Raw genomic sequence first — 26,288 nt, 5'->3', positions numbered from 1 at the left:
TTCCGTATAAACCATTAAATTGCAGCTTATGCCGGTGTTTATAGCGTCATTGAATTCGGGGAGTAACGGCAACTGTTATTATGTTGGTAATGAGCATGAAGCAGTATTGATAGATGCTGGCATCTCTTGCCGCGAAACGGAAAAGCGAATGCTTCGACTTGGCCTTTCGCTAAAAAAAGTGAAGGCCATTTTTATTTCTCATGAGCATAGCGACCATATACGTGGCTTGGCCGTGCTGGCAAAAAAATACCAGTTGCCTGTTTATGTTACCGATGGTACCGTGCATCATTGCGGTGAGGTGCCACGAGAACTTTGTTTCAGTTTACGCTCATACGAAGTGGTACAGATAGGTAACTTGCAGGTGATGCCGTTTCCTAAGCATCATGATGCCGTGGAACCTCATAGTTTTATGATCACTAACGGTGACACGCGGATAGGAGTGTTTACAGATATCGGTGCTCCTTGCGAACACCTCGTCCGCCATTTTGCTCAATGCCATGCGGTTTTTCTGGAAGCTAATTATGATGAGCAAATGCTTGAGCAGGGTAGGTATCCTTATTTCTTAAAAAAACGTATCTGCGGTGGCAAGGGTCACCTTTCAAACCGTCAGGCTTTGGAGATGTTCATCGAGCATCGGCCGCCTTACATGAGCCATGTGCTGTTGTCGCACCTATCTAAAGACAATAATGATCCCGAACTTGCGCTGCAATTTTTTGCCGAGCACGCCGGTGAGACCAAAATAAGCATTGCATCAAGGTACTTTGAGAGCGAGGTTGTTGTAATAGATCCGCAACCGCTTGCACCCGGCGAAAGCCATGTGCTTAACCAGGTAACAGGCCAGTTTCAGTTTGCCTTAAGCTAATGCTGGAGATCATTTACCGCGACGAGCACCTTATCGCCATCAATAAGCCGCACGGTTTATTGGTACACCGCTCATCCATTGCTGCTGATGTTTCTGAATTTGCAATCCAATTGTTACGAGATCAAATAGGTCAAAAGGTTTATCCGGCACACCGTATCGATCGTAAAACGGCAGGCGTATTGCTGTTTGCTTTGGATAAAGAGAGTGAGATAAGCATGCAACAGGCCTTTATGGAAAACCGGGTTAAAAAGCAATACCTGGCCATAGTGAGAGGCTTCACACCTGATGAAGAAATAATTGATTATCCGTTGCGAAAAGAGAATGGGGCCTTGCAGGATGCGTTAACTAAATACAAAACCCTTGAACAGGCCGAGTTGGATATTCCGTTAGGCAAACATCCAACCTCAAGATATTCGTTGGTTTTGGCAGAACCAGAAACTGGCCGTATGCACCAACTGCGTAAACACTTTGCGCATGTTTTCCATCCCATCATCGGCGACCGAACGCATGGTTGCAACAAGCAAAATAAAATGTTTAAAGATAAGTGGAAAATGGAAACCATGCTGCTACATGCTAAACAATTGCGGTTCGCTCATCCTGTTAGCGGCCAGGAGATCATAATAAGCGCCAACTTGCAGCCCGAGTTCCGATCGGTAATGCAGGTGATGGGTTGGGCTTAGATAATATTAGATTATATTTGTGCTATGAGCAATAACGAGATCATGAAAAAGTTGCGGGTGGCCTTAAAGCTTCGCGATGAGGATATCATTAACATATTGGCACTGGTAAACTTTCGTACTACTAAAACAGAGCTAAGTGCTATTTTTCGCGCCGAAGATCATCCTAACTTTGTGAAATGTAAAGACCAATTGTTGCGCAATTTCTTAAACGGATTGGTTATACACTTACGTGGCCCCATGCCGGCTAAAGAGAAAAAAGTACCAAGTTCTGAATCTTAAGTTGCAAAAAACTATTTGTACTGACTTTAGACTTTACTTAATACTTCTGTATCAAACGCATTTTGCCTTCTTTCATTAGCCTTTGCTGCTCAGGGCTAAATGGAACGCGGCCTCCAAAATCCTGAACCCAAAAGCGGTCTTTTTCAGCGACGCCAACTTCTTTAAAGCCAGGATTCATCAGGTTTTTGCAGTGGCCTTCGCTTTTAAACCAACCAGCCTGCACTTCCTCAATATTTTGCTGTCCAAAGGCAATGTTCTCGCCGGTCATAAAGTTTTTCCATCCCTTAAATTCGTAACCAGCTTGTACTATGCGGGTGCTCATGCTCCGGCCGTCTCTACTATTATGGCTAAAGTAGTTTTGGCGGGCCATATCTTTTGCGTGGCCGCGGGCGGCATCCTCCAGTTCGTCGTTCCAGGTTAGCGGGGGTGCTGGCGGATACCACTTTCCACCGCAATTACAACCTGTAGCGCGTTTTTGATTGATGAGCATTAAAAATCTCTGTTTAAATGACGCAACGTCATCACCGCCATCCTGTTTAACAAAGGAGCAAAAAACTACTGTACCCAGGCAAAACGTCAAAAACAAAAAGTATTTCTTCATGCTGTTATTGACATCTTAAACGCTTGCAGGTTTAAAACCGATATATGTGCCGGAGATTTTTGTGCTTACAATGAAGCGAATTTTTTGGCTGTGGAAGCTACGGTTTTGTTGCTCTTTCTATCGGTAAATACCCTTTTCTTTTTGATAGAGTCAGGCTTTTTAACGGTGATGGAATCCTTAGGCATGGCTGCAGCTAAATCTTTAACTTCCTGATCTTTTTTGATCTGTTCGTTTATTTCTGCCACACGTTTGGCCGCAATATCACCTTTCTCATTATCATTAAGTCGATTATAGAGATAAGCATAGTTTTGCTGCACTATTGCTTCCATTGCGGGCAATTTATATTTGATAGACAAATTAAGCGCTTCGTTAAGGTCACGCATAGCAAGTTTAGTTTCCTTGTTATCCATTTTAACATTGGCAAGCTTTACCAGTGAATTGATCAAAGCAGGCGCATCTTTGTATTTCCGTGAAATTTTTGTAGACTGCAGCAAGAACCATTTTGCCTGACTGTATTTGTGCTGTGCAATATAAACCCGCGCCAAGTCATCAAAGCTGCGGCGCATCCCTAAAGTGTCCTCGTAAAAAGAATAGTTCTGTAAAGCTGTTAAAGTCCAGTGGATAGCTTCCGTTTGATAATAGTTACGGACATTTCGGTTGACTATAGTATCAAACTTTAAATATTCGCCAGCTATTTTAGTGCAGATGCCACCTTTAAGGGTGTCGTTTTTAGTGCTTTGGAGCTTTTGTTTAAGGCTGTCCAAAGTATCATTACTCGCACGTAAGGAAGTAGTAGCGGCTAAAATTGCAATAAGTATAAATATCTTCTTCATCTGGTTATCCAAATAAGTACGCAATTATCTATTCAAAATGCGTGCCCCGATAACAACTCCAGAACGGCGGGGGCTTGCAAATTACAATAAACCAATAGAAATACCTAACAACTTTGATTATTAGCAATTTATCAACACACTGCAAAAACGGCTTTACAGTAAGTAATCATATTTTTTTGCAGTAGGTTTTTCTATACAATTAGCGGATAACCGCTTCGTAATTTGATAGAAAGTGTTGAAATTTTTTAGAAGATGCTGTTAGCCAATTGAAGAGTACTATCCCCGAAACTGCGGTAAAAATTCCCGCTAAAACGTCAAGCACATAGTGATGGCTGGCATAAACGGCCGTAAACCAGATACCTATGGTTACCAATGCGAAAAACACATTGACCCAACCAAGTCTATTTTTTATACCGTAATACAGCACTATTACCGGGTAGGATGAGTGCAACGATGGCATAGCTGCAAATACGTTTGAACCTTTCTCGTAGATAGATTTGAAAAGGTGGATGTTGAATAGCTTATCAAACCTTGCCAAACCGGCAGTGTTACCCTGCGTTAGCGGATGAAAGTTAAAACCGTGGAATTGAATGTACCAGGGTGGGGCAGCTGGGTAGGCATAATAAACAACAAAGCCTAACAGGTTAACCAGCACAAAGGTTAACGAGAAGTATAAAAACTGACGCTTATTTTTAAAGAACAGATAAGCTGCAAAACCCAGTGGTACCGGTATCCAACAGAGGTAGAAGAAACCTGCAAGGGCGTCAATTACATCAGTACTTCTCAAACGCAAGTACTCGTTGGGTGTTAGGATCTTTCCATTAATGTTTATACCAAACAAACTCTTCTCGGCATTGTAAAGGCTGCCTATTGCTACATCTTTAAAATTGTAGTTAGGGAAAGCCTTCATATAATCAAATATGATCCAGTATACTATGAAGATGGTAAAACCCAGGATAAATTTGCGTGTAATAGCTGATGCATAAAACAGCACATTAAAAATGCCAAGCAGCACCAATTGATCAGTTTTAAAGCCAACCAGTAAAAACGACAGAATTAAGTAAGAAATGGAGAACGCAGTTACAATGCTTACAGTTTTTGCATTGATATGTACCTCATTGCCATAAACATTAGTCATTCTGTTTTTTAATGAAATCTGAATTAAATACCTTGTCCCACATTGGTGAGCTTACGCCATAACCCTTTGACGGGTCCTGGTAATGGTGAAGCATGTGGTGTTGTTTGATTTTTTTCCAGAATGCGCCTTTAAAGTTAAAGTGGTGGATGGCATAATGTGATATATCATAAACCAGGTAACCAAGGATAAACCCAGGGAAAAAGCCAAAGATGTAATTGGCAGGTAGTAATGCGTTGAACATTAGATAAAATCCTGTAGCCAAAGGTATACTTGCAGATGGTGGCATCACCAACCGCATGGCATCACTTGGGTAATCGTGATGAACACCATGAAAGATAAAATGCAAGCGTAAGGCCCATTTAGCTTTTGGCACAAAATGGAATACAAAACGATGCATGATATATTCTGTAAGCGTCCACACAAAAAGGCCGGCTAAAAAAAGCCAGATATAGTTGATCACGCCGATATTTCTATCGTATGCAAAATAACTGCAAACTAAAATAACAGGGACAAATATGATAAGCGGCACGAAATAGTGCACTTTTGATAAACTCTCAAGGAAGTTACTCTTGAACATCCTTACCGACTCTGTAGAGTTGGAAACAAAATTTTTCTTAGCCATAGTAATCAGGGTTTAAAACGTTCGGTCACCTCTTTGCCATTCGCAGGATCAGTACCCTTCATTTCTACAAAAATAACATTTGGCGACCACATAGACCCACCATTGATTTGAATAAAAATACTTTTAAGTTGTAGGTGTTTTTTTGCAATAGTTGCGAAGATATGATATTTTCCGTCGGCTCCCTTCATCAAAGTAAACGGAATTTTCTTGTATGACACAAGCCTGATATCATACTTGCCATTACCCAGGGCTTTTGACGAATATCCATACGCAAATCTTCGCTGTATAAAATTCAATTCCTCAGGTTCGCCATTATGTTTTGCGTACTGTAACCAATAAACGTGTATCGGCGAGTCTTCGTCTGCCAGGCCTGTTTTTTTATCAATATTTACGTCGTAACATAATGCGTTGATGTTAGGCGTGCGTTGCAAATAAAAAAGACGATGCGGATTGTCTGGCGGAGTAGGGAATGGGCGGCCATCAGCAGCAACACGTTGAGGGATAGTATCCGCGGCAAGCGTGTCGCAACGCATCAGCTTGTTCGCTTTTGCGTTAAGGCCAACGTTTAAGAAAGATAGTGCAAAGAAAACTTTAAGCAGGGTTTTGATCATTCTTCGTTATCAGACAATGCCTTTTTCGCATCCATCAACCTGCCAAACGCGGTTAAGTTGGTTAATACAGCCAGTATTGCGATAGGAATAGTGAAGATTGACATGGTCTCGAACACGTGATATTTGATGCCCGGAATAAATAGCTTATAATCGCCGCCAATGTAAGATGAACTGATACCACATGCAATTGCAAATACGCCAATGGTAATTACCCGCTCGGGGCGCTGCATTAAACCACCTTTAGTTTCTACACCAAGGCCCTCTGCACGTGCGCGCACATAACTAACCATCATTGAACCAATAAGCGCTATAAAGGCAAATATTGAGCTTAAAAAGTAATGATGTGCCACAAGATAATAGCATATGCCCAAGAACATGATCAATTCGCTGTATCTATCCAGTACTGAATCATAAAGGGCACCAAATACAGATTTCATATTACCCAAACGGGCAACTTGTCCATCAAGCATATCAAACAAACCTGCAAACAATATAAGGGCGCCTGCCCAACCAACGTAGCTGAGATCGCCGCGATTACCGTGCTCGGAACCAATGATGAAAATTGCTGCTACCCCCACATTTAACACAAAACCTATTGAAGTGACCGCATTAGGTGTTAAACCTAATTTTATCAATAACTTAACAAAAGGATCTATGACCTTATAGATTCCTAATTGTACGCTTGTGCGGATAGATGTTTGTTGTGCCATTTCAAAGGTAAAAGTAGATAAACCTAAGTTAACTATTATTGATTAAAAGTCAAATTTGATTTTCACACGGATACCCCATTTAGCAACATCAGGGTTTTCCAGATATGTTAATCGTCTAACGTAATCTAACCTGATAAATTTAAAAATGTTTTCGATGCCCGCACTTACTTCTGTATAGGGCCTGTTACCTTGTAAAGCGTATGTAATTGGTACACCATTGTTATCTGCCGGGAACCTGTAAAGGTTTGGATTTAAGGCTGGTGTATTCTCATTGCTTAAGCCGCCCCATAGCGATTTGAATGATGCAGTTTCGCGCCATTTAAGCTTTTTAAACAAAGGTATTTTATTGAAGAAAAAGCCACCAAAGTGATGGTCGATAATGATACTGGCTGATTTATCGCTCACAAACTCCAAAAAGTTCATCAAGTTATATTGATCTATTACGTAAGCAAACGTTTGGTTACCACGTGATATATTCAGCAATGGATACGGCACCTGCCCGTAGGTTTTAGAAGCTTCAAGTATTACATCAGAAAAACCAAATGGCGCTACATAGAAACGTTTTTCGCCCCTAAAATCAAGCTTGTGATATTTGTATTGGCCATCTAATACCTTTAAACCGGCGGTATATTCTAAAGACAGTTTAGGATATTGATTAATAATGGGTGCCCTAAAAAGTTTACCCTGGTAAAACTGTTCATTAGGAGCATAACGGAAGCCGATAGTTGCTTCTGATGTGGTAAGCTTATCAAATGTTTGCGTACCTGCGGTATTTATGAATGGTATTAAACTACCCGCCGGTCTTTGGATAAGGTTACGAAGACCGATCTTATAAGAAAAGTGATTGGCATATTCACTCACATACTCTAATCGGTACTGGTCGTTGTAATAATACTTATCGTTACGGCCACGTTTAAAGGATAACAATACGTTATCTTCCTGAATAAACTGAAGTTCCTGGCCCGGTATTTTTGTTTCGCGCTGGATACTTGCCCTGATATAATGCTGCGGAAAACGATAGATACTTTTGCCATTTAACGAGTAGGTAGTTGCAAAAAAGTATTTCCAACGTTCATCCTTAAAGCCATATGCGCCATAGCCTTCAAAAAATATCTTCTTGCTAAAATCTGCGGTAGTACGACCTCCTAAGCGAAGACGGAAGCCTTCAACCGGGTTAAAGCTGTAGAAAGTGCTGGCGGGGCCAACCTCAAATTTGCCGAAGTTTTTAAAACCGGCAAACAGTAGGTTAACAATGTCAGCGGTTCTTCTGAAAGATGGCATATGCACCAGGCTATCAATGTTTTTATACACTTTAGATTCGGCGGTACTTAAGGTGTCATAGCGTGCCTTTACCCAAAAGCTATCGGGCCTGTTGCGAAGTTCTTCATCATCTACCTCAGGCGGGGTCAGGTATGTGGTATCAGGCCGGGGTTTGTTGATCACAAAATCCCGCCGTGCAATAGTGCGCGAACCAAATAATCCGCTTTTGCGCTTGGAGGATATACCAAAGTCTGCAAAAGTATTGCTGCGACTTAAATGGTAACGCCCATCAGGACTTAATTCAAAGTCCTGATCGATATTCATGCTACGAACGAAGTTAACGTTGATGTTGCTGTTTACGATCAACGCTGCTTTTTGTACCGCGTAGTTACCATCAAGTGTTATGAAAATATCACCCTCAAACAAAATGTTGTTTGTGTTGCGCGGCGTAAAACTTAACTGCACCAATTTTTTACCGGTCTCCAAAGTAATGGTATCGGTTATAAAGTATTTATAAAACGTTGGCGCGTTATCCGAGATAGGGCTTAAAAACTGGCGGCCCAACAAAAGAATATCATTATCGTATATATCAACCTTCACGTAGAGGTGCTGAAAGTATTGGCCAATGCCTTCGGTGTCAAATCCGGGCCCAAAATCCACCGACTTTTCACCCAGGACCTTGTTGCGGGTGGCTTCAGGGTTCTTACGATAGAAAACCTGCGTTAAGCGCTCTTTTAAATAGATGGGTAAAAGCGTTTTGCCAGGGTAGGTAGTGCTGTCCTTATTTTCAAAAATGAACTTGTATTTTCTAAAGAGCTTACGTTCTTTAGTTTTCTCAGAAATATTGCTCAGCGAGAACTGCATTTTATCGTACTCCTTGTATTCAACATAGTTATAAGCCTCCGGCCTGTTTTTAGGCTTGTTGGCGATAACTTGTCTTATCAGTTTTACTGCAGGGTTCTCGTTGTCGTATTTAGCGCGCTTTTTTGATTGCACTGTAACCTCTTTAAGGCTTTGTGAGGTTGGCTTAAGCCTGATGTTAATTACCTGCTCTTTACCGGGTTGTATTTTAATAACGGTTTCCTGGTAACCCAAATAGCTGATCTTTAGCTCAGTAACGGTGCGCGATGTGCTGATTGCAAATTTACCGTTGTTATCTGTATTGGTACCTACTGTTGTACCTGTAAAAGCAACGCTTACAAAAGGGAGTGGCTGCTTGTTTGCAGCATCTGTAACCGTACCGGTCACTATGGTGTTTTGTGCAAAAGCACTAACGCCGGTAAATAAAAAAAGTATAAGTAACAGATGCTTATACGGGTAGCTAAAAATCATTTAAAAGTTTAAAAATTAAGCAAATACAAACTTCTTCTGAAGAAAGTAATTATAAAATATGCCAACCAAAAGCGATACTATTACCTTTGATATCTTGTAATCTAATTTTAAAAAATGCGTTACCAGGAACACACCTCCAGTATTTAAAGCCAAATTACCACACCAAACCAAAACATATTTTGCGGCTTGCACGGGTACGGTCTTTTCTTTTTTCTTTTTAAACACCCATTTTCGACCCAACAAAAAATTGGTAACACCGCCACTTACCGTGCCTATAAAACTGGCGGCAACGTACCAAACGCCAAGCACTTCTTTACAGAAGATGGTGAGGCCAAAATCAACTACAGAAGCCACAAATGAAGAGGCTTGCGCTTTTACAAATGTTGCCATTATGTTTTAAATACGGCTCCTAATATCGTTGACGTTTTATCTGTATGGATAAATTTCAACTGTCATAGCTATCCCACTCTGTAGACGTATTTGTAAAGCAACTGTTACAATCTACGAAATTTAAGCCCGATTATTATGCCGGAAGCGTGAAAAACAGGGGTTTTTAGCTAAATATCTTTGCCTCTGCGAATATCGCAAAATAAGCCCAAAATAAAAACGGGGCATTTCCTATTGCGGAAAGCCCCGTTTAAAAGTAATATTATATGCTTTGCTTATGCCTGGTGGCCGGCAAACATATCATCATAGTAATCTAAACCTAAGTGAGTGATAAGGTCTTCGCCCATCAGGTAACGAAGCGTGTTCTCTAACTTGATCAGTTGTTTAAATATATCATTTTCTGCATGTAAACCCGGCGCAGTTTGCGGCGATTTAAGGTAGAATGATAACCATTCCTGTATACCGCTCATGTTAGCACGTTTTGCCATATCACAGAAGATAGCTAAGTCTAAAGCGATAGGGGCAGCAAGGATAGAGTCGCGGCAAAGGAAATTGATCTTAATCTGCATTTTGTAGCCTAACCAGCCAAAAATGTCAATGTTATCCCAGCTCTCTTTATTATCACCGTGAGGAGGATAGTAGTTGATACGGATCTTGTGGAAGATCTCGCCGTACAATTCAGGATTGTCTTCCGGTTTGAGGATATCTTCTAATACTCCAAGTTTAGAAACTTCTTTAGTTTTAAAGTTATCCGGATCATCCAATACCAAACCATCGCGGTTACCCAAAATGTTTGTAGAGAACCAGCCATGTACACCTAACGAACGAGCTGCAAGGCCCGGCGCAAGGATGGTTTTCATTAAGGTTTGGCCTGTTTTAAAGTCTTTACCTGCAATTGGGGTACCGGTTTGTTTTGCCAGTTCTATCATTGCAGGAATATCAACTGTTAAGTTAGGAGCGCCATTAGCAAAAGGTACACCTAATTTTAAAGCTGCGTAAGCGTAGATCATGCTTGGAGCAATACGCTTGTCATCGTCCTTTAAAGCCTGCTCAAAAGCCTCAAGTGTTTCGTGGATCTCAGAGCCTTCAAAGTAAACCTCTGTTGAACCGCACCATACTAAAACAACGCGGTCAAGGCCATTCTCGGTTTGGAAGTTTTTGATGTCTTCCATTACTTGCTGCGCAAGTTCGTAACGTGTGCCGGTTTTTACGTGTGAGCCATCAAGGTTTTTTGCATAGTTTTTATCAAAGGCGGCTTTCATTGGTTTAATTTTTTCCAAGCCGTCTTTTACCTGGTCTAACAGGCTACGCTCAAGTACTGCAGCATTAACCGCAGCTTCATACACGTTATCTTCATAAACATCCCAGCCACCAAAAACGATATCGTTTAGGTTAGCCAACGGAACAAAATCTTTGATCTTTGGGTTGCGGTTTTCGGTACGTTTACCTAAGCGGATGCTGCCCATTTGAGTTAAAGAGCCAACCGGTTGGGCAATCCCTTTTTTTACAGCCTCAACACCGGCAATTAAAGTAGTAGCTACTGCACCTAAACCAGGGATTAAAATACCTAATTTACCTTCAGCAGGTTTAATGTTAATTTTCATTATTTATTGTTTGTTTTTAAAGGCAATGTAGCCGTAAATTCAGCTTACCCAGGGAGAGTACAGCCGGATAAATAGTACATCAGTTTTTCATTACTTGTTATATAGTGAAGCGGCCGGCATGGCGCAAGCCGCTTTAACTATCAAATTTTATTGTTGTTTGACCATGTAGGGGCATTAGTCAAACGCCGGGCAAATAACCAAAATTCAAGTGGTAATATTTATAAAATTTATAAAGATTACAGGCAGATGAAAAAAGGTTTTAAATGGCTTTTTGGTAGATACGATAGGTTTTGTACTGATCGCCGCCGATGGCCTCAATAGCACGGTTAACCATATCATTTTTCTCAAGCGTCCAGCTGGCTTCGGCATATTCCAAACCTTTTGCTTTATAAGCTTTTATGATCGAGCCGTATAAACATGCCTCTATGCCCAGTTTGCGGTAGCCATCAATAACACCTAAAAGCATGATACGTATACCTTTGATCTTCTTTTTGCTGAAAAGTAGCTTGAAGATACCTGTCGGTAATAAACGACCTTTTTTTATAGTTTTCAGGATAGGGTTAATATCTGGTATAGCAACACCAAAACCAACAACTTTACCATCCTGTTCTGCCAATAAAGCAAAATCAGGATCGATGATCATTTTAAGGTCTTTAGCAGTGTAATCAAATTCCTCGTTGGTCATCGGGAAGAATCCAAGGTTTTTATCCCAGGCGCTGTTGTATACATCGCGTAAGGTGTTAGCTTCCTGCTTAAAGTTCTTCATATCTATTTTGCGGATAACTACATTGCTATTGCGTTTCAAACGCTCCTGTAATTTATCCAACATCTGTAACGACTTATCGTTATAGTTGCTGCCATCCCAATGCCACGCAAGCATGTCTGTTAGCTTAGCAAGCCCATAGTTCTCAAACAGCGTAACGTAATATTCAGGATTGTAAGGCATCATCACCATTGGTGAGCTGTCAAAACCTTTCACTAATAAACCTGCAACCTCGTTTGTAGAAGGGTTAACAGGGCCCACCAAGTTGTTTGCACCTTTTGCCTTAACCCATTTTGTAGCTTCATTAAGCAAAAGGTTTGCTGTTTCCTGGTCGTTAATTACATCAAAAAAACCAAAAAAGCCTTCGTTAACGTTGTTAAAGCTGTTGTGGTTGGTGTTGTAAATAGCAGCAATACGGCCTACAATTTTATCGCCATCGTATGCTAAGAAAGTCTGTAATGATGAATGCTTGTGAAACGGATGTGTAGTTAACAAATCGCGTTGGGCAATAAATAATTCCGGTACATAATAAGGGTCGTTCTTGTGAAGCTCGTGCGGAAAGTCGATAAACGCGCCCAGTTCTTTTTTCGACTGTACCGGGATAATTCTTTTCATTGTTTTGTGGGTGTGGGTTTAATAATAGGGGTTAAACAGCAACGCCAGTTTAAAAACTGGCGCTGTTGAATAGTACTTTATTTCTTTACTGCATTTTTTCTTTGATGGTATTTACACCTACCGCTTTAAATGCATCTATCAGCTTTTCAATTGCTTCATCAATTTGTGCAAAGGTGTGCGTTGCCATTAATGAGAAACGCAGCAGCGATGAATCTGACGGAACAGCCGGAGATACTACCGGGTTAACAAAAACCCCGGCTTTTTGCAGGTAATTAGTTACCTGGAAGGTTTTAGCGTTGTCGCGGATGTATATTGGTAGGATAGGGCTTTCGGTAGCGCCTATGTCAAAGCCTTCATCTGTTAAAAGCTTCATGGCGTAATTGGTATTATCCCAAAGCTTTTGAATGCGCTCAGGTTCGCTTTCTATAATATCTAATGCAGCAATTACGCTGGCAACAGAACCCGGGGTCATGCTTGCGCTGAACATTAATGATCGTGCGCGGTGTTTAATGTAATCTATAGTTTCAGCATCGCTGGCAATAAAACCACCTAATGATGCTAATGATTTGCTGAAAGTGCTCATGATAAGGTCAACCTTATCAGTTAAACCAAAGTGCGATGATGTACCTGCACCATTGTGGCCAATAACACCCAAACTGTGTGCATCGTCAACCATGATGTTAACACCATATTTATCAGCAAGCTCAACAATTTCAGGTAGTTTAACGATATCACCTTCCATGCTAAAGATACCATCAACCACAATAACCTTAACAGCTTCTTCCGGCAATATGCTCAGTTTGCGTTCAAGGTCAGCCATGTCATTGTGGGCGTACTTGATAACTTTGGAGAACGAAAGACGGGTGCCGTCAATAATAGAGGCGTGGTCATATTCGTCCAGTATCAAATAATCATTTCTGCCGGTAATGCACGATAAAACACCAATGTTAACCTGAAAGCCGGTGCTGAATAATACAGCCGCTTCCTTGCCTACATATTGGGCAAGGCGATTTTCTAATTCGATGTGGATGTCAAGCGTACCGTTAAGGAATCGTGACCCGGCACAGCCAGAGCCATATTTGTCAATAGCTTTTTTGGTTGCCTCTTTTATTTTCGGATGATTGGTTAAACCCAGATAAGAGTTTGAACCAAACATTAACACACGTTGATTATTGATTATCACCTCAGTATCCTGTCCAGACTCAATAGGCCTGAAAAAAGGATACAGTCCCTGTGCCCTGATCATATTTGCATCCTGGAACTGGGCGATCTTCTCGTGTAATTTTTTAACCATTTATAAACACTGCTTAAATTTTTTGTAAAAATACCATGAATAATTTCATGTCTTGCATTATCAATGTAATTTTTTGCACATGCCGTTAATACAGAGTTAACACAATTTCATCAGGCAAATTAATTAAAATTTTTGGTTATTCGCCACCACAATTTTTAAAAATCTTCTAAAAAGTTTAAAAATTATGCCAATTATCATCGTAATCTCCTAAAACCGTAATATTTCTGTTGCCGTTTTTTAATTAGTTTAGAATAATATCATATTCGCGGCTTCTAATCTGTTTTTAATTTATAGGCTACAAACCTTTGTATGCCGTATTCGTTTTAAAGCTTTGCATCTAAGCATTTATGAAAAAAATTGGATACTTTATTATTTCCACTATAACGCTAACATTGCCCGTAACATTGTTTGCTCAAACGCGGCAAGATACAGGCACGGCAGTTGTCACACTGCAGCAAAGTATAGCATTTGCACTTCGCAACCAACCGCAATTAAAACAAGCAAACATTGACGAGCAGATAAATGAACGTGATATTAAAATTGCTTTGGCAAGCTGGTTACCGCAAATTACATCAAGTAACCAATATCAGCATTATTTTCAGCGCCCGGCCTTTATAGCTGGTGGTGTAGCTACCGGAGTTGGGGGCAGTACCGGCACCGGAGGAACCGGAACCGGTACAGGCGTTGGAACAGGTACTGGCACTGGTGGTACAGGAACCGGAACAGGTGCTGGTACAGGTAGTACAGGCACAACGCAGCAAAATTTAGCAATTGCTCATAATACTTCAACGCTGGGCGTTTCGGCCAGCCAGGTTATTTACAATAACGAAGTGTTGCAGGCCTCAAAGGCTTCAAAATATAGCAGGCAATACTACAAGCAAAATACAGAAGGTGCTAAAATAGACTTGGTATCAAATGTAAGTAAAGCCTTTTATGACGTGTTGTTATCGCAACGCCAACTGGATATTATCAAGCAAGATATCGTTAGGCTGCGCCGTAGTTTAAAAGATGCTTATGCACGTTACCAGGCAGGAGTAGTTGATAAAACTGACTACAAACAGGCTACTATAGCTTTAAACAATTCCCTTGCATCGCTTAAGCAAACGGAGGAATCTATCAAAAGTAAATCAGCATATTTAAAACAGGTAATGGGTTTAAATCCCGATCGTAAGATAAGCCTGGCATATGATTCAACTGCGTTAAATACAGATGCGATGATCGATACAAACCAGGTATTGAATTATACTAATCGTATTGAATATCGTATGCTGCAGACGCAAAAGAACCTCGATAACGTAAACGTATCCTACTACAAATGGGGCTTTTTACCATCTGTATCAGCGGTTGGTGGTTACAGTTTGGCTTACTTCAATGATAATTTTTCAAAGCTTTACAACGATGCCTTCCCAACCTCGTTTGCCGGTTTATCGGTTAGTATACCTATTTTCCAGGGAGGCAGGCGTTTGCAAAACCTCGCCAAGGCAAAACTTCAGGTAGAGCGTACGGATCTTGATCTCATTAATAGCCGCAACTCCATAGGTACCGAATACGCACAGGCGCTGGCCAATTATAAGAGCGCTTATACCAATTGGGTAGCACTTAACGAAAACGTATCGCTGGCGAGTGACGTTTACAAAGTAGTTGACCTGCAATATCGTGAAGGTATTAAAACTTATCTGGACGTGATTGTTGCACAAACGGATCTGCGAACCGCTCAGCTTAATTATTTAAATGCATTGTTTCAATTACTTTCAAGCAAGATAGACCTGCAACGTTCATTAGGCACATTACCGGTTCAATAAATAAAAAGATACACTCAACATCACTCAAGAGACACTAAATAAAATGAAAAACACATACTACTACTGCATTGCCGCACTCGCGCTATTGTCGGTATCTGCCTGCAAAAGCAAGTCTCAGAAGCAGGGTGCTGCAATGCCGCCTACTCCTGTAAATGTTATCGAGGCAAAAAAATCAGATGCGCTTTACTATGATAGTTATCAGGGTACAGTTGCTGCGCTTAACAATGTTGAGCTGCGCAGCCAGGTATCAGGTTTTATAACCGGTATATTCTTTAAAGAGGGTACTGTTGTGAAAAAGGGTACGCCTTTATATGAAATAGACAGACGTAAATATGAAGCGGCTTATCAGCAGGCTAAAGCAAATCTTGTAAGCGCGAGGGCTAACCTCAACAAGGCTCAAAAAGATATAGACCGTTATAACATGTTGTTAAAGAATGATGCTGTGGCGCGCCAAACAGTTGATCAGGCATCAGCAACTTATGAAACTGCCAAGAGCCAGGTTGATGTGGCAAAAGCTGGTGTTGAGTCTGCAGCAACCGATCTTTCTTATGCCACCATAAAGGCACCATTTACAGGCCGCATCGGTATCTCGCAGGTAAAGTTAGGTGCTCAGGTTAGCGCAGGCACTACTTTATTAAATACCATCTCAAGTGAAAATCCTGTGGGTTTTGATGTGGTGATCAATGAACAAGATATCAACAGATTCTACAAACTGCAGAAATCTTATACCGACACGACATTTAGGCTGCAATTACCAGATGGCAGCAATTTTGGTGAAAGCGGAAAGATCTTCGCTATAGACAGGGGTGTTAACGACCAAACAGGTGCAATTAAGGTACGTGTTCAATTCCCTAACCCATCAGATCAGTTGAAAGATGGAATGAGCGGTGTGCTTAAAGTGCTTAATGATGACTCCGGAGACCGTGTGCAAATTCCTTACAAGGCTGTTACTGAGCAGATGGGCGAGTTCTTTGTTTTCTTATCCCAAGATACCATAGCTAAACAGGTGAAGGTAAAATTAGGCCCCCGTATACAATCTAACGTGGTGATCATGGAGGGTATTAAACCAGGCCAAAAGATAATTACGGAAGGTTTCCAACGCTTACGAGACGGCGGTAAAATAACATTGGGTAAACCGGCTGGTGCTTCACAGGGACAAGGTGCGGGCGGAGATAAAGGCGGCGCACAAGGTAAATAAAGAATAGCTTACATTATAAGACAAAGGATTTTATCCGGCGGCTTAAGCAAAAGACATAACAATGATCGCAGATACTTTCATACGACGCCCGGTAACAGCAATCGTAATATCACTGGTTATCCTGATAGTAGGGGTGCTGGCCATATTGAGCTTGCCTATTGGGCAATACCCGGAAATTACGCCGCCAACTGTACAGGTAACCGGTAACTACACCGGTGCAGATGCGTTAACCGTTGAGCAAACCGTTGCCACACCCGTAGAGGTGCAGGTGAACGGTACACCCGGCATGACCTACCTGCAAAGTAATAGTACCGGTAACGGCCAAATGAGCATGACCGTAAACTTTGAAGTAGGTACGGATATTAACATTGCAGCGCTTGATGTGCAGAATCGAGTTGGTATTGCGCAGCCCACCTTACCACAAGAGGTGCAGCGTTTAGGATTAACGGTGCGTAAACGTAACCCGAGTATCTTATTGCTTGTGGCGCTATATTCTCCTAACGGAACGCATGATGTTACTTTTACGGATAACTATGCCAACATATTTGTAAAAGATGCGCTCTTGCGTACCAAAGGCGTGGGTGACGTGTTTACACGTGCCGATGACTTCAGTATGCGTATTTGGCTAAAGCCCGATAAACTTGCTGCTTTGGGCATGACGGCCGCAGATGTTACTAACGCATTGCAAGAGCAAAATGCGCAAGTAGCTGCAGGTACCGTTGGTGCAACCCCGCAAACTAAAGGGCAAACCTTCGAATACACCGTATTGGTAAAAGGTCGTTTGGTGAAACCCGAGGAGTTTGAAAATATAGTAGTTAAAACAGTGCCAAGTACAGGGGCCCTTGTTTACCTAAAAGATGTTGCCCGTGTGCAATTGGGTAAGTTTAATTACGCAGGTAACTCATTTATTGATGGCAAAAGGGCATCATACCTTTTGATATACCAGGCACCAGGCAGTAATGCCATTGAAACGGCGGATAATGTAACCGCTACCATGGAGCAGCTTAAAAAAGCTTTCCCGGCTGATATTGCTTATGTGGTACCTTTTGAGTCGGTTACTGTGGTAAGGGTTTCCTTGCACGAGGTAATTGAGACGTTAGTGATCGCATTAGGTTTGGTGATCGTGGTAGTGTTCTTATTCCTGCAAAACTGGCGTACAACACTCATCCCGGTACTGGCTATCCCGGTATCAATTATAGGTACTTTCATATTTTTTATACCATTAGGCTTTACAATCAATACGCTAACGCTTTTTGGTTTCGTGCTCGCCATTGGTATTGTGGTGGATGATGCCATTGTGGTGGTAGAAGCGGTGCAGCATAATATGGATGAGAACGGCATGAACCCTAAGGATGCTACTCATGAAGCTATGAAGGAGATCTCCGCACCGGTTATTGCTATCGCATTGATCTTAGCTGCGGTGTTTGTACCGGTAGGTTTTGTACCGGGCATTGTGGGCAGGCTTTATCAACAGTTTGCGATCACTATCGCTATTTCCGTGTTGATCTCGGCTTTTGTGGCGTTATCACTTACGCCGGCTTTATGTACTTTGTTGCTTCGCCCGCACAAGATCGATGAAAATTCAGGTGGCCTGAATAAATTATTCTATAAATTTAACAAGTGGTTTGACAGGGTTACAGGCCGTTACCGTAATGCGGTTGATAAAAGCATTAAAGGATCTAAATACATCGTCATTGTGTTGATATGTATTATTGTTGGCACTGTACTTTTATTCAGAGGTAAATCTTCGGGCTTTATTCCTTTGGAAGATGAGGGACGTATCATTATAACTTATGACCTTCCTGAAGGTTCTTCTACGGAACGTACAGTAGACGTGTTGCACCGTATGATGAAACAGCTGGATAGTATTCCCGGTATCAATCACTATGCGGCATTGGGCGGTTTAAATGCGGTTAACTTTGCAACAAAATCAAACAGTGCCACCATATTTGTTCAGTTGAAACCATGGGACGAGCGTAAAACACCGGAAACGCAAAAGGATTCGCTGATAAGTATCATGCAAAAAAAGCTTTCGCAAACTAAGGAAGCCAGCGTGGTAGTAATATCTCCGCCGGCCATTCCCGGTTTGGGTAACACCGGTGGCTTTTCGTTCATTTTGCAGGAAAAAGAGGCCGGAGGTGAGATCACTAACTTTGAAAAGGTATTGCAGAACTTTATTGGCGAAATCAATAAACGCCCCGAAATATCAAAAGCATTCTCGTTCTTTACTGCTCATACGCCTGCCTATCAGTTAACTATCGACCGCGAGAAGACCAAAAAGTTAGGTGTTCAACTTTCTGACGTAAACAACGCATTGCAAACTTATATGGGTAGTGCCTACGTTAACGACTTTACCATTTACGGCCGTAATTTTAGGGTGGTAACACAGGCAGATACCAACTACAGGACAAATATTGGTAACATTGGTCAATATTTTGTGCGCAATAACGCAGGGGCGATGGTTCCTTTAAGCACCCTTACTTCTTATAAGGTGATAGAGAATGCACCATTAATATCGCACTATAACCTTTTCCGCTCTGCGGAGATAAACGGTAACGCGGCGCCGGGTTACAGTAGCGGTGACGCTATTAAGGCCTTGCAGGAAGTTGCCGCGCAAACCCTGCCGCAAGGTTATGGCTACGAATTTTCAGGCTTAAGCCGCGAGGAATTGTTATCAGGGTCTAAGACGGTTTACATCTTTATACTGTCAATAGTATTCGTGTTCTTATTCCTGGCTGCTTTATATGAGAGTTGGTCGGTACCATTCTCGGTTCTGTTGGCCGTACCACTTGGCGCATTCGGTGCGATTCTATTCCTATCATTTTGGCCAAAGCTAACTAACAACGTTTACGCACAGATAGGTTTGATCACGCTGATAGGTTTGGCAGCAAAGAACGCGATCCTGATTGTAGAGTTTGCTAAAGAACGTGTGGATAGAGGTATGGAACTTGAAAAAGCCACCTTGGAGGCTGTAAGGCTTCGTTTACGCCCTATCGTGATGACGTCACTTGCGTTCATACTTGGTGTTGTGCCGTTGTTGTTTGCATCAGGTGCGGGTGCGGAATCACGTAAGACTATCGGCTGGACGGTATTCGGCGGGATGCTTACCGCAACATCATTGGCAATATTCTTTGTGCCGGTGTTATACTACATCATCACCAAGTTTGCTTATGGTAAGGAGAAGCTTGCCGAACTTGAGAAAAACTACAAGCCGGATGCAAAACTGGATCACGAAGGCCAGCATGAATAACTTTAATCAAAGCCTCCCCAAAAAGGGAGGCTTTTTTATTAGTTTAACGATAATGGCATGAAAAACAGATGAAAATAGCCACCCTGTTAGCGACTGTAATAGATTAGAGTATACACTGCCTGTCTATTTTCATAAACGAATTTGGTGTAAATTTTTATGGTTCTTTACAATGTCTTAAGAGCCTGTAATTAATATACAATTAACATGAACCAAATTGATAATCAGTATATATTGCCTTGTTTTAAGCTGTATAAATAGATTAAATGCACTGTGTGCGGTGTTTTTAAAAACATTAATTGAGATGATATTGGCAAACTATTTGCAAAAGGGGCAATATCACAATTGAAAAATGTTAATCTAAAACACATGACAATGAAAAAAATGACCAAAATTATAGCCGCAGCTTTTACAGCAGCAGCTCTATTTATCGGAACTAACGTAAATGCACAAACTACACCTAAAAGCGCATGGCGACTTGGTATTGGTGTAGAAGGTTTGGCACCAGTAGGTAATCTGCATGACGGATCAAACTTTGGTTTGGGTGGTACTGCACGTTTGCAATATGGCTTAGGTTCAAACGTGGCTTTAACATTAACATCCGGTTATTACAATTTCTTTGCTAAAACAGTTAACGTTCCTGGCTTAGGCGATGTTAAAGGTGATGATCTTGGAATCGTACCAGTTAAAGCAGGTATCAAAGCATTTGTTTCCAATAACATTTACGTAGGTGCAGAAATAGGTGCCGGTTTTGAAACCCGCGAGAATGGTAACACTAAATTGATTGCATCGCCGGGTATCGGCTGGGCAAGCAACAGCTGGGACATCGGCGCACGTTACGAAAACTTCTCTGGCCAAAGCAATAACTATGGCACAATCGGTTTACGCGTAGCATACGGTTTCGCATTGTAACTAAAACAGCAAGAATCACAACAAAAGAAGCCTTTCCAAATGGAAAGGCTTTCTTTATTTAATGTTACGGCTTTTTCGAATCGTTTACGCCAATTTAGCAAGTGCAGCCTTAATTCTTCTTATTGCTTCTACCAATTTATCTTCAGCCGCGGCATAAGATATACGTATAGATTTTTTATCACCAAAAGAATCACCACCCACGGTTGCAACGTGTGCTTCTTCTAACAGGAAGATAGATAGCTCATCTGCATCATTAATAACTTTGCCATTGTGGCTTTTACCGAAGAAAGAAGTAACGTTAGGGAAGAAGTAAAATGCTCCATCCGGTAAGTTAACTTCAACACCCGGAATTTCTTTTAGCAAGCCGTAAACAAGATCGCGGCGTTTCTGGAACTCATCGCGCATTTGGTGCACAGTCTCTAAACCTCCTTCGTAAGCTGCAACGCCGGCTTTTTGTGTGATTGAGCAGGTACCTGAGGTGATCTGCCCTTGCATCTTATCAAAAGCAGCTGCAAATTCACTGTTTGATGCGGTGTAGCCAATTCTCCAGCCCGTCATGGCAAAAGCCTTAGACCATCCGTTGATGATCACCACACGGTCTTTTACGCTGTCAAACTGTGCGATAGATTCATGGCCGCCAATAAAGTTGATATGCTCGTAGATCTCATCGCTTAAAATATAAACATGAGGGTTTTTCTCGAATACTTTGGCTAAACCTTCCAATTCATCTTTGCTGTAAACACTACCGGTAGGGTTACACGGCGATGAGAACATGAATAGTTTAGTTTTGGGTGTTATGGCAGCCTCTAATTGCTCAGGGGTTATTTTAAAGTTGGTTTTAACGGTAGTATCAATAAATACACTCACACCTTCTGCAAGTTTAACTACCTCTGAGTATGATACCCAGTAAGGCGTAGGTATAATAACTTCTTCGCCGGGGTTTACCAGGCAAAGCACAGCATTAGCTATAGCCTGTTTAGCACCTGTTGAAACTACAATTTGCGTATCAGTGTAATCCAGGTTGTTCTCATCCTTAAGCTTCTTTACAACAGCCTTGCGCAGGTCTGGGTAACCGGCAACCGGTGTATAGTATGTAAAGTTTTTATCCATGGCGGTTTTGGCAGCATCCTTAACATACTCAGGAGTATGAAAATCGGGTTCACCAAAGCTAAGGCTGATCACGTCTACACCTTTAGCGGCCAGTTCGCGGCCCATCTTTGCCATTTTAATGGTTTGAGATTCTGACAGGTTGTTTATCCTGTTACTTAATGCGCTCATATTATTTATGTTAGTGCGGCAAATATAAAAAATTACTTTGCCCGCAATCAAAGCGGGGTTATTATTATCAAATTCATAATTAATTTGCTAATGGCGCCCACTGAAAACATTTAGCCAATTTTAAAATTATAGAAAGAGCAGGGCACTATTTTGCTTAAGTTTGCCCTCTATTTTAAAAGCAGGTTTTGAAACAGCAAAAACGCATCATCCTCGTCTCTTTGATCACCGGCATTGTGTTGATGGCCTTAAAGTTCAGCGCCTATTTACTTACCAACTCAAATTTTGTTTTAACGGATGCAGCCGAGAGTGTTGTAAACGTTGTGGCCAGCGGTTTTGCTTTTTATAGTATTTACCTTGCTTCTATTCCCCGTGACGAGAACCATCCGTACGGGCACGGTAAAGTGGAGTTTTTCTCCGTATTTATAGAAGGTGCCTTAATAGGCATTGCAGGGATCATCATTATCCTAAAATCAGTATACAGCTTTTTTAACCCCGAAGAGATACACGATCTGTTACTTGGTGCTATTATAATTGGTAGTACCGGCCTTATCAACGGTTTACTGGGGTACTATATGATACAAAAGGGTAAATCAATCCCATCTATTACCATAGAGGCTGATGGCCGACACTTGCTTACCGATACTGTTACCAGCGCAGGTTTGGTTGTAGGCTTATTGCTTATTTATTTTACCAGGATACTTTGGCTTGATAGTGCACTATCAGTTTTGGTAGGCGGCTACATTGTTTTCACCGGGTACAAACTGGTGCGCCGTTCAGTTGCGGGATTAATGGATGAGACCGATTTTGATGTGGTGAGCGAAGTGATAAAAGTGCTTAGCGAACAACGCCATGAAGAATGGATAGACATCCATAACCTGCGTGCGCAAAAGTACGGACATGAACTGCACATAGATTGTCATTTAACTTTACCTAACTATTTTGACCTTAATCGTGTTCATGACGAAGTTAAATTGGTAGATAAAATGATAAATGAAAAGGCTGGTATACGTACGGAGTTCTTTATCCATACCGACCCCTGCCTGCCTTATTGCTGCCACTATTGTAGCATGCCCAATTGCCCAATACGCACAGAGGCAAAGCGCGAAGATATCCCGTGGACGTTAGAGAACGTAATGCGAAACAAAAAACATTATGAGCAGTAAAGGATTTTTTAACGTAAGGGTTTATGGCCTGCTGATTAACGATAACAATGAGTTACTGATAAGTGATGAGCAGGAGCAAGGCATGCGTTTTACAAAATTGCCCGGCGGAGGTTTAGAATATGGAGAAGGACTTATTGAAGGCCTTAAGCGCGAATTTGTTGAGGAATGTAATACCGAAATAGAAGTAATTGATCATTTCTATACAACTGATTTTTTTGTAAAATCAGCATTTAACGATTCGCAGATCATCAGTGTTTACTACATGGTCAAAGCAGTCTCCGATCTCCACTTCAGCATTAAAACTAATATTTTTGACTTTGACGGTGCAGGTGACGTTTTACAATCTTTCCGCTGGATAAAACTCAGCGATCTACGGATTGAGGATTTTACCTTTCCGATAGATCAGTACGTTGCCGAGTTGTTAATTAAAAGCCTATGAATTTAGCAGAACGCGACCTTGCGGTAATCTGGCATCCTTATACGCAAATGAAAACTGCCTTGCCACCTATACCTATAATTCGTGGTGAAGGAACTTGTGTTTTTGATGAGGATGGTAAACGTTATATTGATGCAGTATCATCCTGGTGGGTAAATATTCACGGTCATTCGCATCCTTACATTGCCAAAAAGGTTGCCGATCAATTATTAAAGCTGGAACACGTGATATTTGCCGGCTTTACACATCCCGGTGCAATAGAACTTGCCGAACGTTTATTAGCCATCCTTCCTGATAACCAAAAAAAAGCATTTTATTCAGATAACGGATCTACAGCAATTGAGGTAGCTGTTAAAATGTGTCTCCAGTACTGGAATAATAAGGGACAGCAGCGGACGAAGATTTTGGCATTTAAAAATGCCTATCACGGCGATACCTTCGGTGCGATGTCTGTTAGCGGCAGGAGTGCTTTTACCGCTGCTTTTGATAGTTTGTTGTTTGAGGTAGAATTTATCGAGCTGCCGGATGATAATAATATTGATGATCTTAAAGTTTACATCTCAAATCTCAAATCTGACTTAGCTTGTTTCATCTTTGAACCGTTGGTGCAGGGATCAGCAGGTATGATCATGTATGAAGCCCGCCATCTTGAGGCGTTAATGGCACATTGCAAAGCAGAAGGGGTACTGCTGATAGATGATGAGGTGTTTACAGGGTTTGGCCGTACAGGTAAGCCGTTTGCATGTAACTACGTACAAACGCAGCCGGATATCATGTGCTTCTCTAAAGGACTTACCGGCGGCACCATGGCGTTCGGACTGACAACCTGTACACAGCAGATATACGATGCTTTTTTGTCTGATGATAAAATGAAGACGCTTTTTCACGGGCATTCCTATACGGCTAACCCGGTTGCCTGTGCTGCATCGCTGGCAAGTTTAGATCTGTTCCTTGATCCGGCTACGCAAAAGAACATAGACAGGATTGTAGAAAAGCATCGGGCATTTGCTGATAGAATTAATGCCCACCCACACATTGCCAACTACCGCCAAACCGGAACGATACTGGCTTTGGAGTGGGAAACGGGTGGCAATACATCTTACTTTAGCAACCTGCGCGACCGGCTATATCATTTCTTTTTGGATAAGGGCATCATCCTTCGTCCGTTGGGGAACATCATTTATATTTTACCTCCGTATTGCATAACTGATGATGAACTGGACTACATTTACGCCGCTATTGAAGAGGCGCTCGATACTATTTAAATTATGGAATTAGCTACTATACTACCTAAAATAATTGCCGATAACCAATTACATGCACGCTGGTTAAACACCCTATCATTAATGGAAAATACCGGTGCACGGAAAATATCAGCAAGCGAAGACCCGGTTACAGTTACCTACATTATTTTAAAACATGCTGCTGAAGAACACCGCCATGCTTTTTATTTGAAAAAACAGATTGAAAAGGCGGGACAAGGACTTTGCCCTACTTATGCGTTGGAGTATTTGATAGCACCTGCAGATAGTAAACATTACCTGCACCAGTTGGATATAGATGTGTGCCGGTATCTTAAAAAAGAATTAAGCCTTAATGGCGCAGAACTTCGCTTTGCAGCTTACTTATTGGTTACCTACGCCATTGAGGTCCGTGCCGATGAGCTTTACCCGGTTTACCAGGATGCGCTTGATGAAGCAGGCAGCAAAGTAAACGTTAAATCAATTATCCTGGAAGAGGAAGGTCACCTTGAAGAGATGATCAACCAGTTACAACATTTTTCGCCGCAATGGCAGCTTCACGCCCAAAAAGCAGTGGATATGGAAAGCGCTTTATTTGATAAGTGGGTGAAGGGATTGGCGAAGGAAGTGAATTAAGCTATCTGAATTTTTACCAGAAGAGCGGAGAACATTAAAACAAGAAAGCCACCGATATATCGGTGGCTTTTTTATTTATAGGTAGGCTTTGCGATTAATTACCGCCGCCACCCATTGATTTCAGATCATCAAGAGAGATCTTCTCGAAATCAGAAGGAATAGCAAATGTACCTGCAGGCACTTTTTGCTCTACAATGCTTTTAACGGTTACTTCTGCAGATTGTCCGTTTTGGAAAGTAGAATACTGGATTGGTACACCACCTGCTTTAGCATAAATTTTTGAACCGCCAGTTTGTGGGATAGTAACATCGTTAGTTACCCATATATCATAAGTTTTTCCGCTTTTGATATCCTTGGCTACCACTTTTTTGCAATTAAAACCGTTGATAACTTTCTTTTCGGTACCTGGAGTAAAATCGAAAACAGGCAATTTAGCTTGCTCTTCCTCAACTTCCGCCGGGGTGGCAATAGCTGCCTTTTTAATACTCGCTACAGGTACGTCAACCAAAATAGCCATTGATTTAGCATCCTTATCGGTTAAAACCTTAATAGACGCAGGACCCGCGTTGAAAGCAGTAGCGCTTGAATCGGCCCTGAAGTAAGATTTAATATCAACAGACTGGCCTTGCATGCTGGCGCCAATTGTGATAACGCCTTCTTTATATACCTTTTGGGCACTGGCGTTCATTGCGGTTGCAGAAAGCACAAGGCCCAATGCTGCAGTAAATAATTTACCTTTCATACTTTTAATTTGAGAATACAATTTAGTGTGTAATTAACTGAG

24 protein-coding genes are annotated in these 26,288 nt (G+C 41.6%); 11 read left to right on the top strand and 13 right to left on the bottom strand.

What is annotated here, in order from left to right; translation table 11 throughout:
- Positions 1-28 precede the first annotated feature (28 nt).
- From INP83_RS17260 to INP83_RS17250, 3 genes are read left to right on the top strand one after another with little or no spacing between them, the layout of a single operon-like run.
- Positions 29-862 (top strand): MBL fold metallo-hydrolase, encoded by an 834-nt coding sequence (locus tag INP83_RS17260; protein WP_219125252.1) that lies wholly within the window; start codon positions 29-31, stop codon positions 860-862.
- A complete protein-coding gene (locus tag INP83_RS17255; protein WP_219125251.1) occupies positions 862-1,542 on the top strand; it encodes a pseudouridine synthase in 681 nt (226 codons plus the stop codon). The genes INP83_RS17260 and INP83_RS17255 overlap by 1 nt, the downstream gene beginning before the upstream one ends.
- Positions 1,543-1,566: 24 nt before the next feature.
- Positions 1,567-1,821: a DUF1456 family protein gene (locus INP83_RS17250; RefSeq protein ID WP_146270088.1), complete on the top strand. Its 255-nt coding sequence runs from the start codon at positions 1,567-1,569 to the stop codon at positions 1,819-1,821.
- Between the two features lie 37 nt (positions 1,822-1,858).
- Here the strand turns inward: INP83_RS17250 and INP83_RS17245 are convergent, their stop codons facing one another.
- The 11 genes from INP83_RS17245 to INP83_RS17195 form a co-directional block, all read right to left on the bottom strand.
- Positions 1,859-2,422, bottom strand: a complete 564-nt coding sequence (locus tag INP83_RS17245) for a CAP domain-containing protein (RefSeq protein ID WP_219125250.1) — start codon at positions 2,420-2,422, stop codon at positions 1,859-1,861.
- Positions 2,423-2,487: 65 nt separating this feature from the next.
- Entirely contained in the window at positions 2,488-3,255 is a 768-nt protein-coding gene (locus INP83_RS17240; RefSeq protein WP_219125249.1) for a hypothetical protein, read from the bottom strand.
- 199 nt (positions 3,256-3,454) lie between these two features.
- The gene (locus INP83_RS17235) at positions 3,455-4,393 is read right to left on the bottom strand and encodes a phosphatase PAP2 family protein (protein WP_219125248.1); all 939 of its coding nucleotides are present in this window, start codon (positions 4,391-4,393) and stop codon (positions 3,455-3,457) included.
- Positions 4,386-5,015, bottom strand: coding sequence for a sterol desaturase family protein (locus INP83_RS17230; RefSeq protein WP_255563181.1), 630 nt, complete (start codon positions 5,013-5,015; stop codon positions 4,386-4,388). The genes INP83_RS17235 and INP83_RS17230 overlap by 8 nt, the downstream gene beginning before the upstream one ends.
- A 5-nt stretch (positions 5,016-5,020) precedes the next feature.
- Entirely contained in the window at positions 5,021-5,626 is a 606-nt protein-coding gene (locus tag INP83_RS17225) for a DUF4833 domain-containing protein (protein ID WP_219125247.1), read from the bottom strand.
- The gene (locus INP83_RS17220) at positions 5,623-6,336 is read right to left on the bottom strand and encodes a CDP-alcohol phosphatidyltransferase family protein (protein WP_146270078.1); all 714 of its coding nucleotides are present in this window, start codon (positions 6,334-6,336) and stop codon (positions 5,623-5,625) included. Before INP83_RS17220 ends, INP83_RS17225 begins: the two co-directional genes overlap by 4 nt.
- Positions 6,337-6,378: 42 nt before the next feature.
- Positions 6,379-8,928, bottom strand: coding sequence for a DUF5686 and carboxypeptidase-like regulatory domain-containing protein (locus INP83_RS17215; protein ID WP_219125246.1), 2,550 nt, complete (start codon positions 8,926-8,928; stop codon positions 6,379-6,381).
- Positions 8,929-8,943: 15 nt separating this feature from the next.
- Positions 8,944-9,318 (bottom strand): GtrA family protein, encoded by a 375-nt coding sequence (locus tag INP83_RS17210; protein ID WP_219125245.1) that lies wholly within the window; start codon positions 9,316-9,318, stop codon positions 8,944-8,946.
- A gap of 272 nt (positions 9,319-9,590) precedes the next feature.
- Positions 9,591-10,919 carry an inositol-3-phosphate synthase gene (locus INP83_RS17205; RefSeq protein ID WP_219125244.1) on the bottom strand — a complete coding sequence of 443 codons (1,329 nt, stop codon included), beginning with the start codon at positions 10,917-10,919 and terminating at the stop codon, positions 9,591-9,593.
- Between the two features lie 259 nt (positions 10,920-11,178).
- Complete coding sequence (locus INP83_RS17200) at positions 11,179-12,297, bottom strand: hypothetical protein (RefSeq protein ID WP_219125243.1); 1,119 nt, start codon at positions 12,295-12,297, stop codon at positions 11,179-11,181.
- Between the two features lie 85 nt (positions 12,298-12,382).
- Positions 12,383-13,591 (bottom strand): pyridoxal phosphate-dependent aminotransferase family protein, encoded by a 1,209-nt coding sequence (locus tag INP83_RS17195; RefSeq protein WP_219125242.1) that lies wholly within the window; start codon positions 13,589-13,591, stop codon positions 12,383-12,385.
- Positions 13,592-13,938: 347 nt separating this feature from the next.
- Here INP83_RS17195 and INP83_RS17190 point away from each other — a divergent pair, with 347 nt between their 5' ends.
- From INP83_RS17190 to INP83_RS17175, 4 genes are all read left to right on the top strand, one after another.
- On the top strand, positions 13,939-15,393 hold the full coding sequence (locus INP83_RS17190) for a TolC family protein (RefSeq protein WP_146270065.1): 1,455 nt from the start codon (positions 13,939-13,941) through the stop codon (positions 15,391-15,393).
- 43 nt (positions 15,394-15,436) lie between these two features.
- On the top strand, positions 15,437-16,591 hold the full coding sequence (locus tag INP83_RS17185) for an efflux RND transporter periplasmic adaptor subunit (protein ID WP_219125241.1): 1,155 nt from the start codon (positions 15,437-15,439) through the stop codon (positions 16,589-16,591).
- A 61-nt stretch (positions 16,592-16,652) separates the two neighbouring features.
- On the top strand, positions 16,653-19,841 hold the full coding sequence (locus INP83_RS17180) for an efflux RND transporter permease subunit (RefSeq protein ID WP_219125240.1): 3,189 nt from the start codon (positions 16,653-16,655) through the stop codon (positions 19,839-19,841).
- A gap of 366 nt (positions 19,842-20,207) precedes the next feature.
- Positions 20,208-20,750: a hypothetical protein gene (locus INP83_RS17175; RefSeq protein ID WP_219125239.1), complete on the top strand. Its 543-nt coding sequence runs from the start codon at positions 20,208-20,210 to the stop codon at positions 20,748-20,750.
- An 84-nt stretch (positions 20,751-20,834) separates the two neighbouring features.
- Here INP83_RS17175 and INP83_RS17170 read toward each other — a convergent pair whose 3' ends face one another.
- Complete coding sequence (locus INP83_RS17170) at positions 20,835-22,028, bottom strand: pyridoxal phosphate-dependent aminotransferase (RefSeq protein WP_219125238.1); 1,194 nt, start codon at positions 22,026-22,028, stop codon at positions 20,835-20,837.
- Between the two features lie 185 nt (positions 22,029-22,213).
- On the opposite strand from INP83_RS17170, the gene INP83_RS17165 reads away from it, so the two are divergent.
- From INP83_RS17165 to INP83_RS17150, 4 genes are read left to right on the top strand one after another with little or no spacing between them, the layout of a single operon-like run.
- Positions 22,214-23,191, top strand: a complete 978-nt coding sequence (locus tag INP83_RS17165) for a cation diffusion facilitator family transporter (RefSeq protein ID WP_219125237.1) — start codon at positions 22,214-22,216, stop codon at positions 23,189-23,191.
- Positions 23,181-23,630 (top strand): NUDIX domain-containing protein, encoded by a 450-nt coding sequence (locus tag INP83_RS17160; RefSeq protein ID WP_219125236.1) that lies wholly within the window; start codon positions 23,181-23,183, stop codon positions 23,628-23,630. The genes INP83_RS17165 and INP83_RS17160 overlap by 11 nt, the downstream gene beginning before the upstream one ends.
- Entirely contained in the window at positions 23,627-24,892 is a 1,266-nt protein-coding gene (gene bioA / locus INP83_RS17155; protein ID WP_219125235.1) for an adenosylmethionine--8-amino-7-oxononanoate transaminase, read from the top strand. The genes INP83_RS17160 and bioA overlap by 4 nt, the downstream gene beginning before the upstream one ends.
- Positions 24,893-24,895: 3 nt before the next feature.
- Positions 24,896-25,504, top strand: a complete 609-nt coding sequence (locus INP83_RS17150) for a hypothetical protein (protein ID WP_146270051.1) — start codon at positions 24,896-24,898, stop codon at positions 25,502-25,504.
- A 94-nt stretch (positions 25,505-25,598) separates the two neighbouring features.
- On the opposite strand, the gene INP83_RS17145 is transcribed toward INP83_RS17150, so the two are convergent.
- Complete coding sequence (locus INP83_RS17145; protein ID WP_219125234.1) at positions 25,599-26,246, bottom strand: DUF4412 domain-containing protein; 648 nt, start codon at positions 26,244-26,246, stop codon at positions 25,599-25,601.
- Positions 26,247-26,288: the final 42 nt, after the last annotated feature.

It is taken from the genome of Mucilaginibacter sp. 21P (genome assembly GCF_019331605.1).
Lineage (GTDB): Bacteria > Bacteroidota > Bacteroidia > Sphingobacteriales > Sphingobacteriaceae > Mucilaginibacter > Mucilaginibacter achroorhodeus.
Note: the sequence above shows the minus strand (reverse complement) of the source record. Positions and strands in the feature narration are given on the sequence as shown.

What these genes read in the sequence shown, in the direction of transcription:
- INP83_RS17260 (WP_219125252.1), top strand. Translation starts at nt 29, where the DNA reads ATGCCGGTGTTTATAGCGTCATTGAATTCGGGGAGTAACGGCAACTGT.
- INP83_RS17255 (WP_219125251.1), top strand. Translation starts at nt 862, where the DNA reads ATGCTGGAGATCATTTACCGCGACGAGCACCTTATCGCCATCAATAAG.
- INP83_RS17250 (WP_146270088.1), top strand. Translation starts at nt 1,567, where the DNA reads ATGAGCAATAACGAGATCATGAAAAAGTTGCGGGTGGCCTTAAAGCTT.
- INP83_RS17245 (WP_219125250.1), bottom strand. Translation starts at nt 2,422, where the DNA reads ATGAAGAAATACTTTTTGTTTTTGACGTTTTGCCTGGGTACAGTAGTT.
- INP83_RS17240 (WP_219125249.1), bottom strand. Translation starts at nt 3,255, where the DNA reads ATGAAGAAGATATTTATACTTATTGCAATTTTAGCCGCTACTACTTCC.
- INP83_RS17235 (WP_219125248.1), bottom strand. Translation starts at nt 4,393, where the DNA reads ATGACTAATGTTTATGGCAATGAGGTACATATCAATGCAAAAACTGTA.
- INP83_RS17230 (WP_255563181.1), bottom strand. Translation starts at nt 5,015, where the DNA reads ATGGCTAAGAAAAATTTTGTTTCCAACTCTACAGAGTCGGTAAGGATG.
- INP83_RS17225 (WP_219125247.1), bottom strand. Translation starts at nt 5,626, where the DNA reads ATGATCAAAACCCTGCTTAAAGTTTTCTTTGCACTATCTTTCTTAAAC.
- INP83_RS17220 (WP_146270078.1), bottom strand. Translation starts at nt 6,336, where the DNA reads ATGGCACAACAAACATCTATCCGCACAAGCGTACAATTAGGAATCTAT.
- INP83_RS17215 (WP_219125246.1), bottom strand. Translation starts at nt 8,928, where the DNA reads ATGATTTTTAGCTACCCGTATAAGCATCTGTTACTTATACTTTTTTTA.
- INP83_RS17210 (WP_219125245.1), bottom strand. Translation starts at nt 9,318, where the DNA reads ATGGCAACATTTGTAAAAGCGCAAGCCTCTTCATTTGTGGCTTCTGTA.
- INP83_RS17205 (WP_219125244.1), bottom strand. Translation starts at nt 10,919, where the DNA reads ATGAAAATTAACATTAAACCTGCTGAAGGTAAATTAGGTATTTTAATC.
- INP83_RS17200 (WP_219125243.1), bottom strand. Translation starts at nt 12,297, where the DNA reads ATGAAAAGAATTATCCCGGTACAGTCGAAAAAAGAACTGGGCGCGTTT.
- INP83_RS17195 (WP_219125242.1), bottom strand. Translation starts at nt 13,591, where the DNA reads ATGGTTAAAAAATTACACGAGAAGATCGCCCAGTTCCAGGATGCAAAT.
- INP83_RS17190 (WP_146270065.1), top strand. Translation starts at nt 13,939, where the DNA reads ATGAAAAAAATTGGATACTTTATTATTTCCACTATAACGCTAACATTG.
- INP83_RS17185 (WP_219125241.1), top strand. Translation starts at nt 15,437, where the DNA reads ATGAAAAACACATACTACTACTGCATTGCCGCACTCGCGCTATTGTCG.
- INP83_RS17180 (WP_219125240.1), top strand. Translation starts at nt 16,653, where the DNA reads ATGATCGCAGATACTTTCATACGACGCCCGGTAACAGCAATCGTAATA.
- INP83_RS17175 (WP_219125239.1), top strand. Translation starts at nt 20,208, where the DNA reads ATGACAATGAAAAAAATGACCAAAATTATAGCCGCAGCTTTTACAGCA.
- INP83_RS17170 (WP_219125238.1), bottom strand. Translation starts at nt 22,028, where the DNA reads ATGAGCGCATTAAGTAACAGGATAAACAACCTGTCAGAATCTCAAACC.
- INP83_RS17160 (WP_219125236.1), top strand. Translation starts at nt 23,181, where the DNA reads ATGAGCAGTAAAGGATTTTTTAACGTAAGGGTTTATGGCCTGCTGATT.
- bioA (WP_219125235.1), top strand. Translation starts at nt 23,627, where the DNA reads ATGAATTTAGCAGAACGCGACCTTGCGGTAATCTGGCATCCTTATACG.
- INP83_RS17150 (WP_146270051.1), top strand. Translation starts at nt 24,896, where the DNA reads ATGGAATTAGCTACTATACTACCTAAAATAATTGCCGATAACCAATTA.
- INP83_RS17145 (WP_219125234.1), bottom strand. Translation starts at nt 26,246, where the DNA reads ATGAAAGGTAAATTATTTACTGCAGCATTGGGCCTTGTGCTTTCTGCA.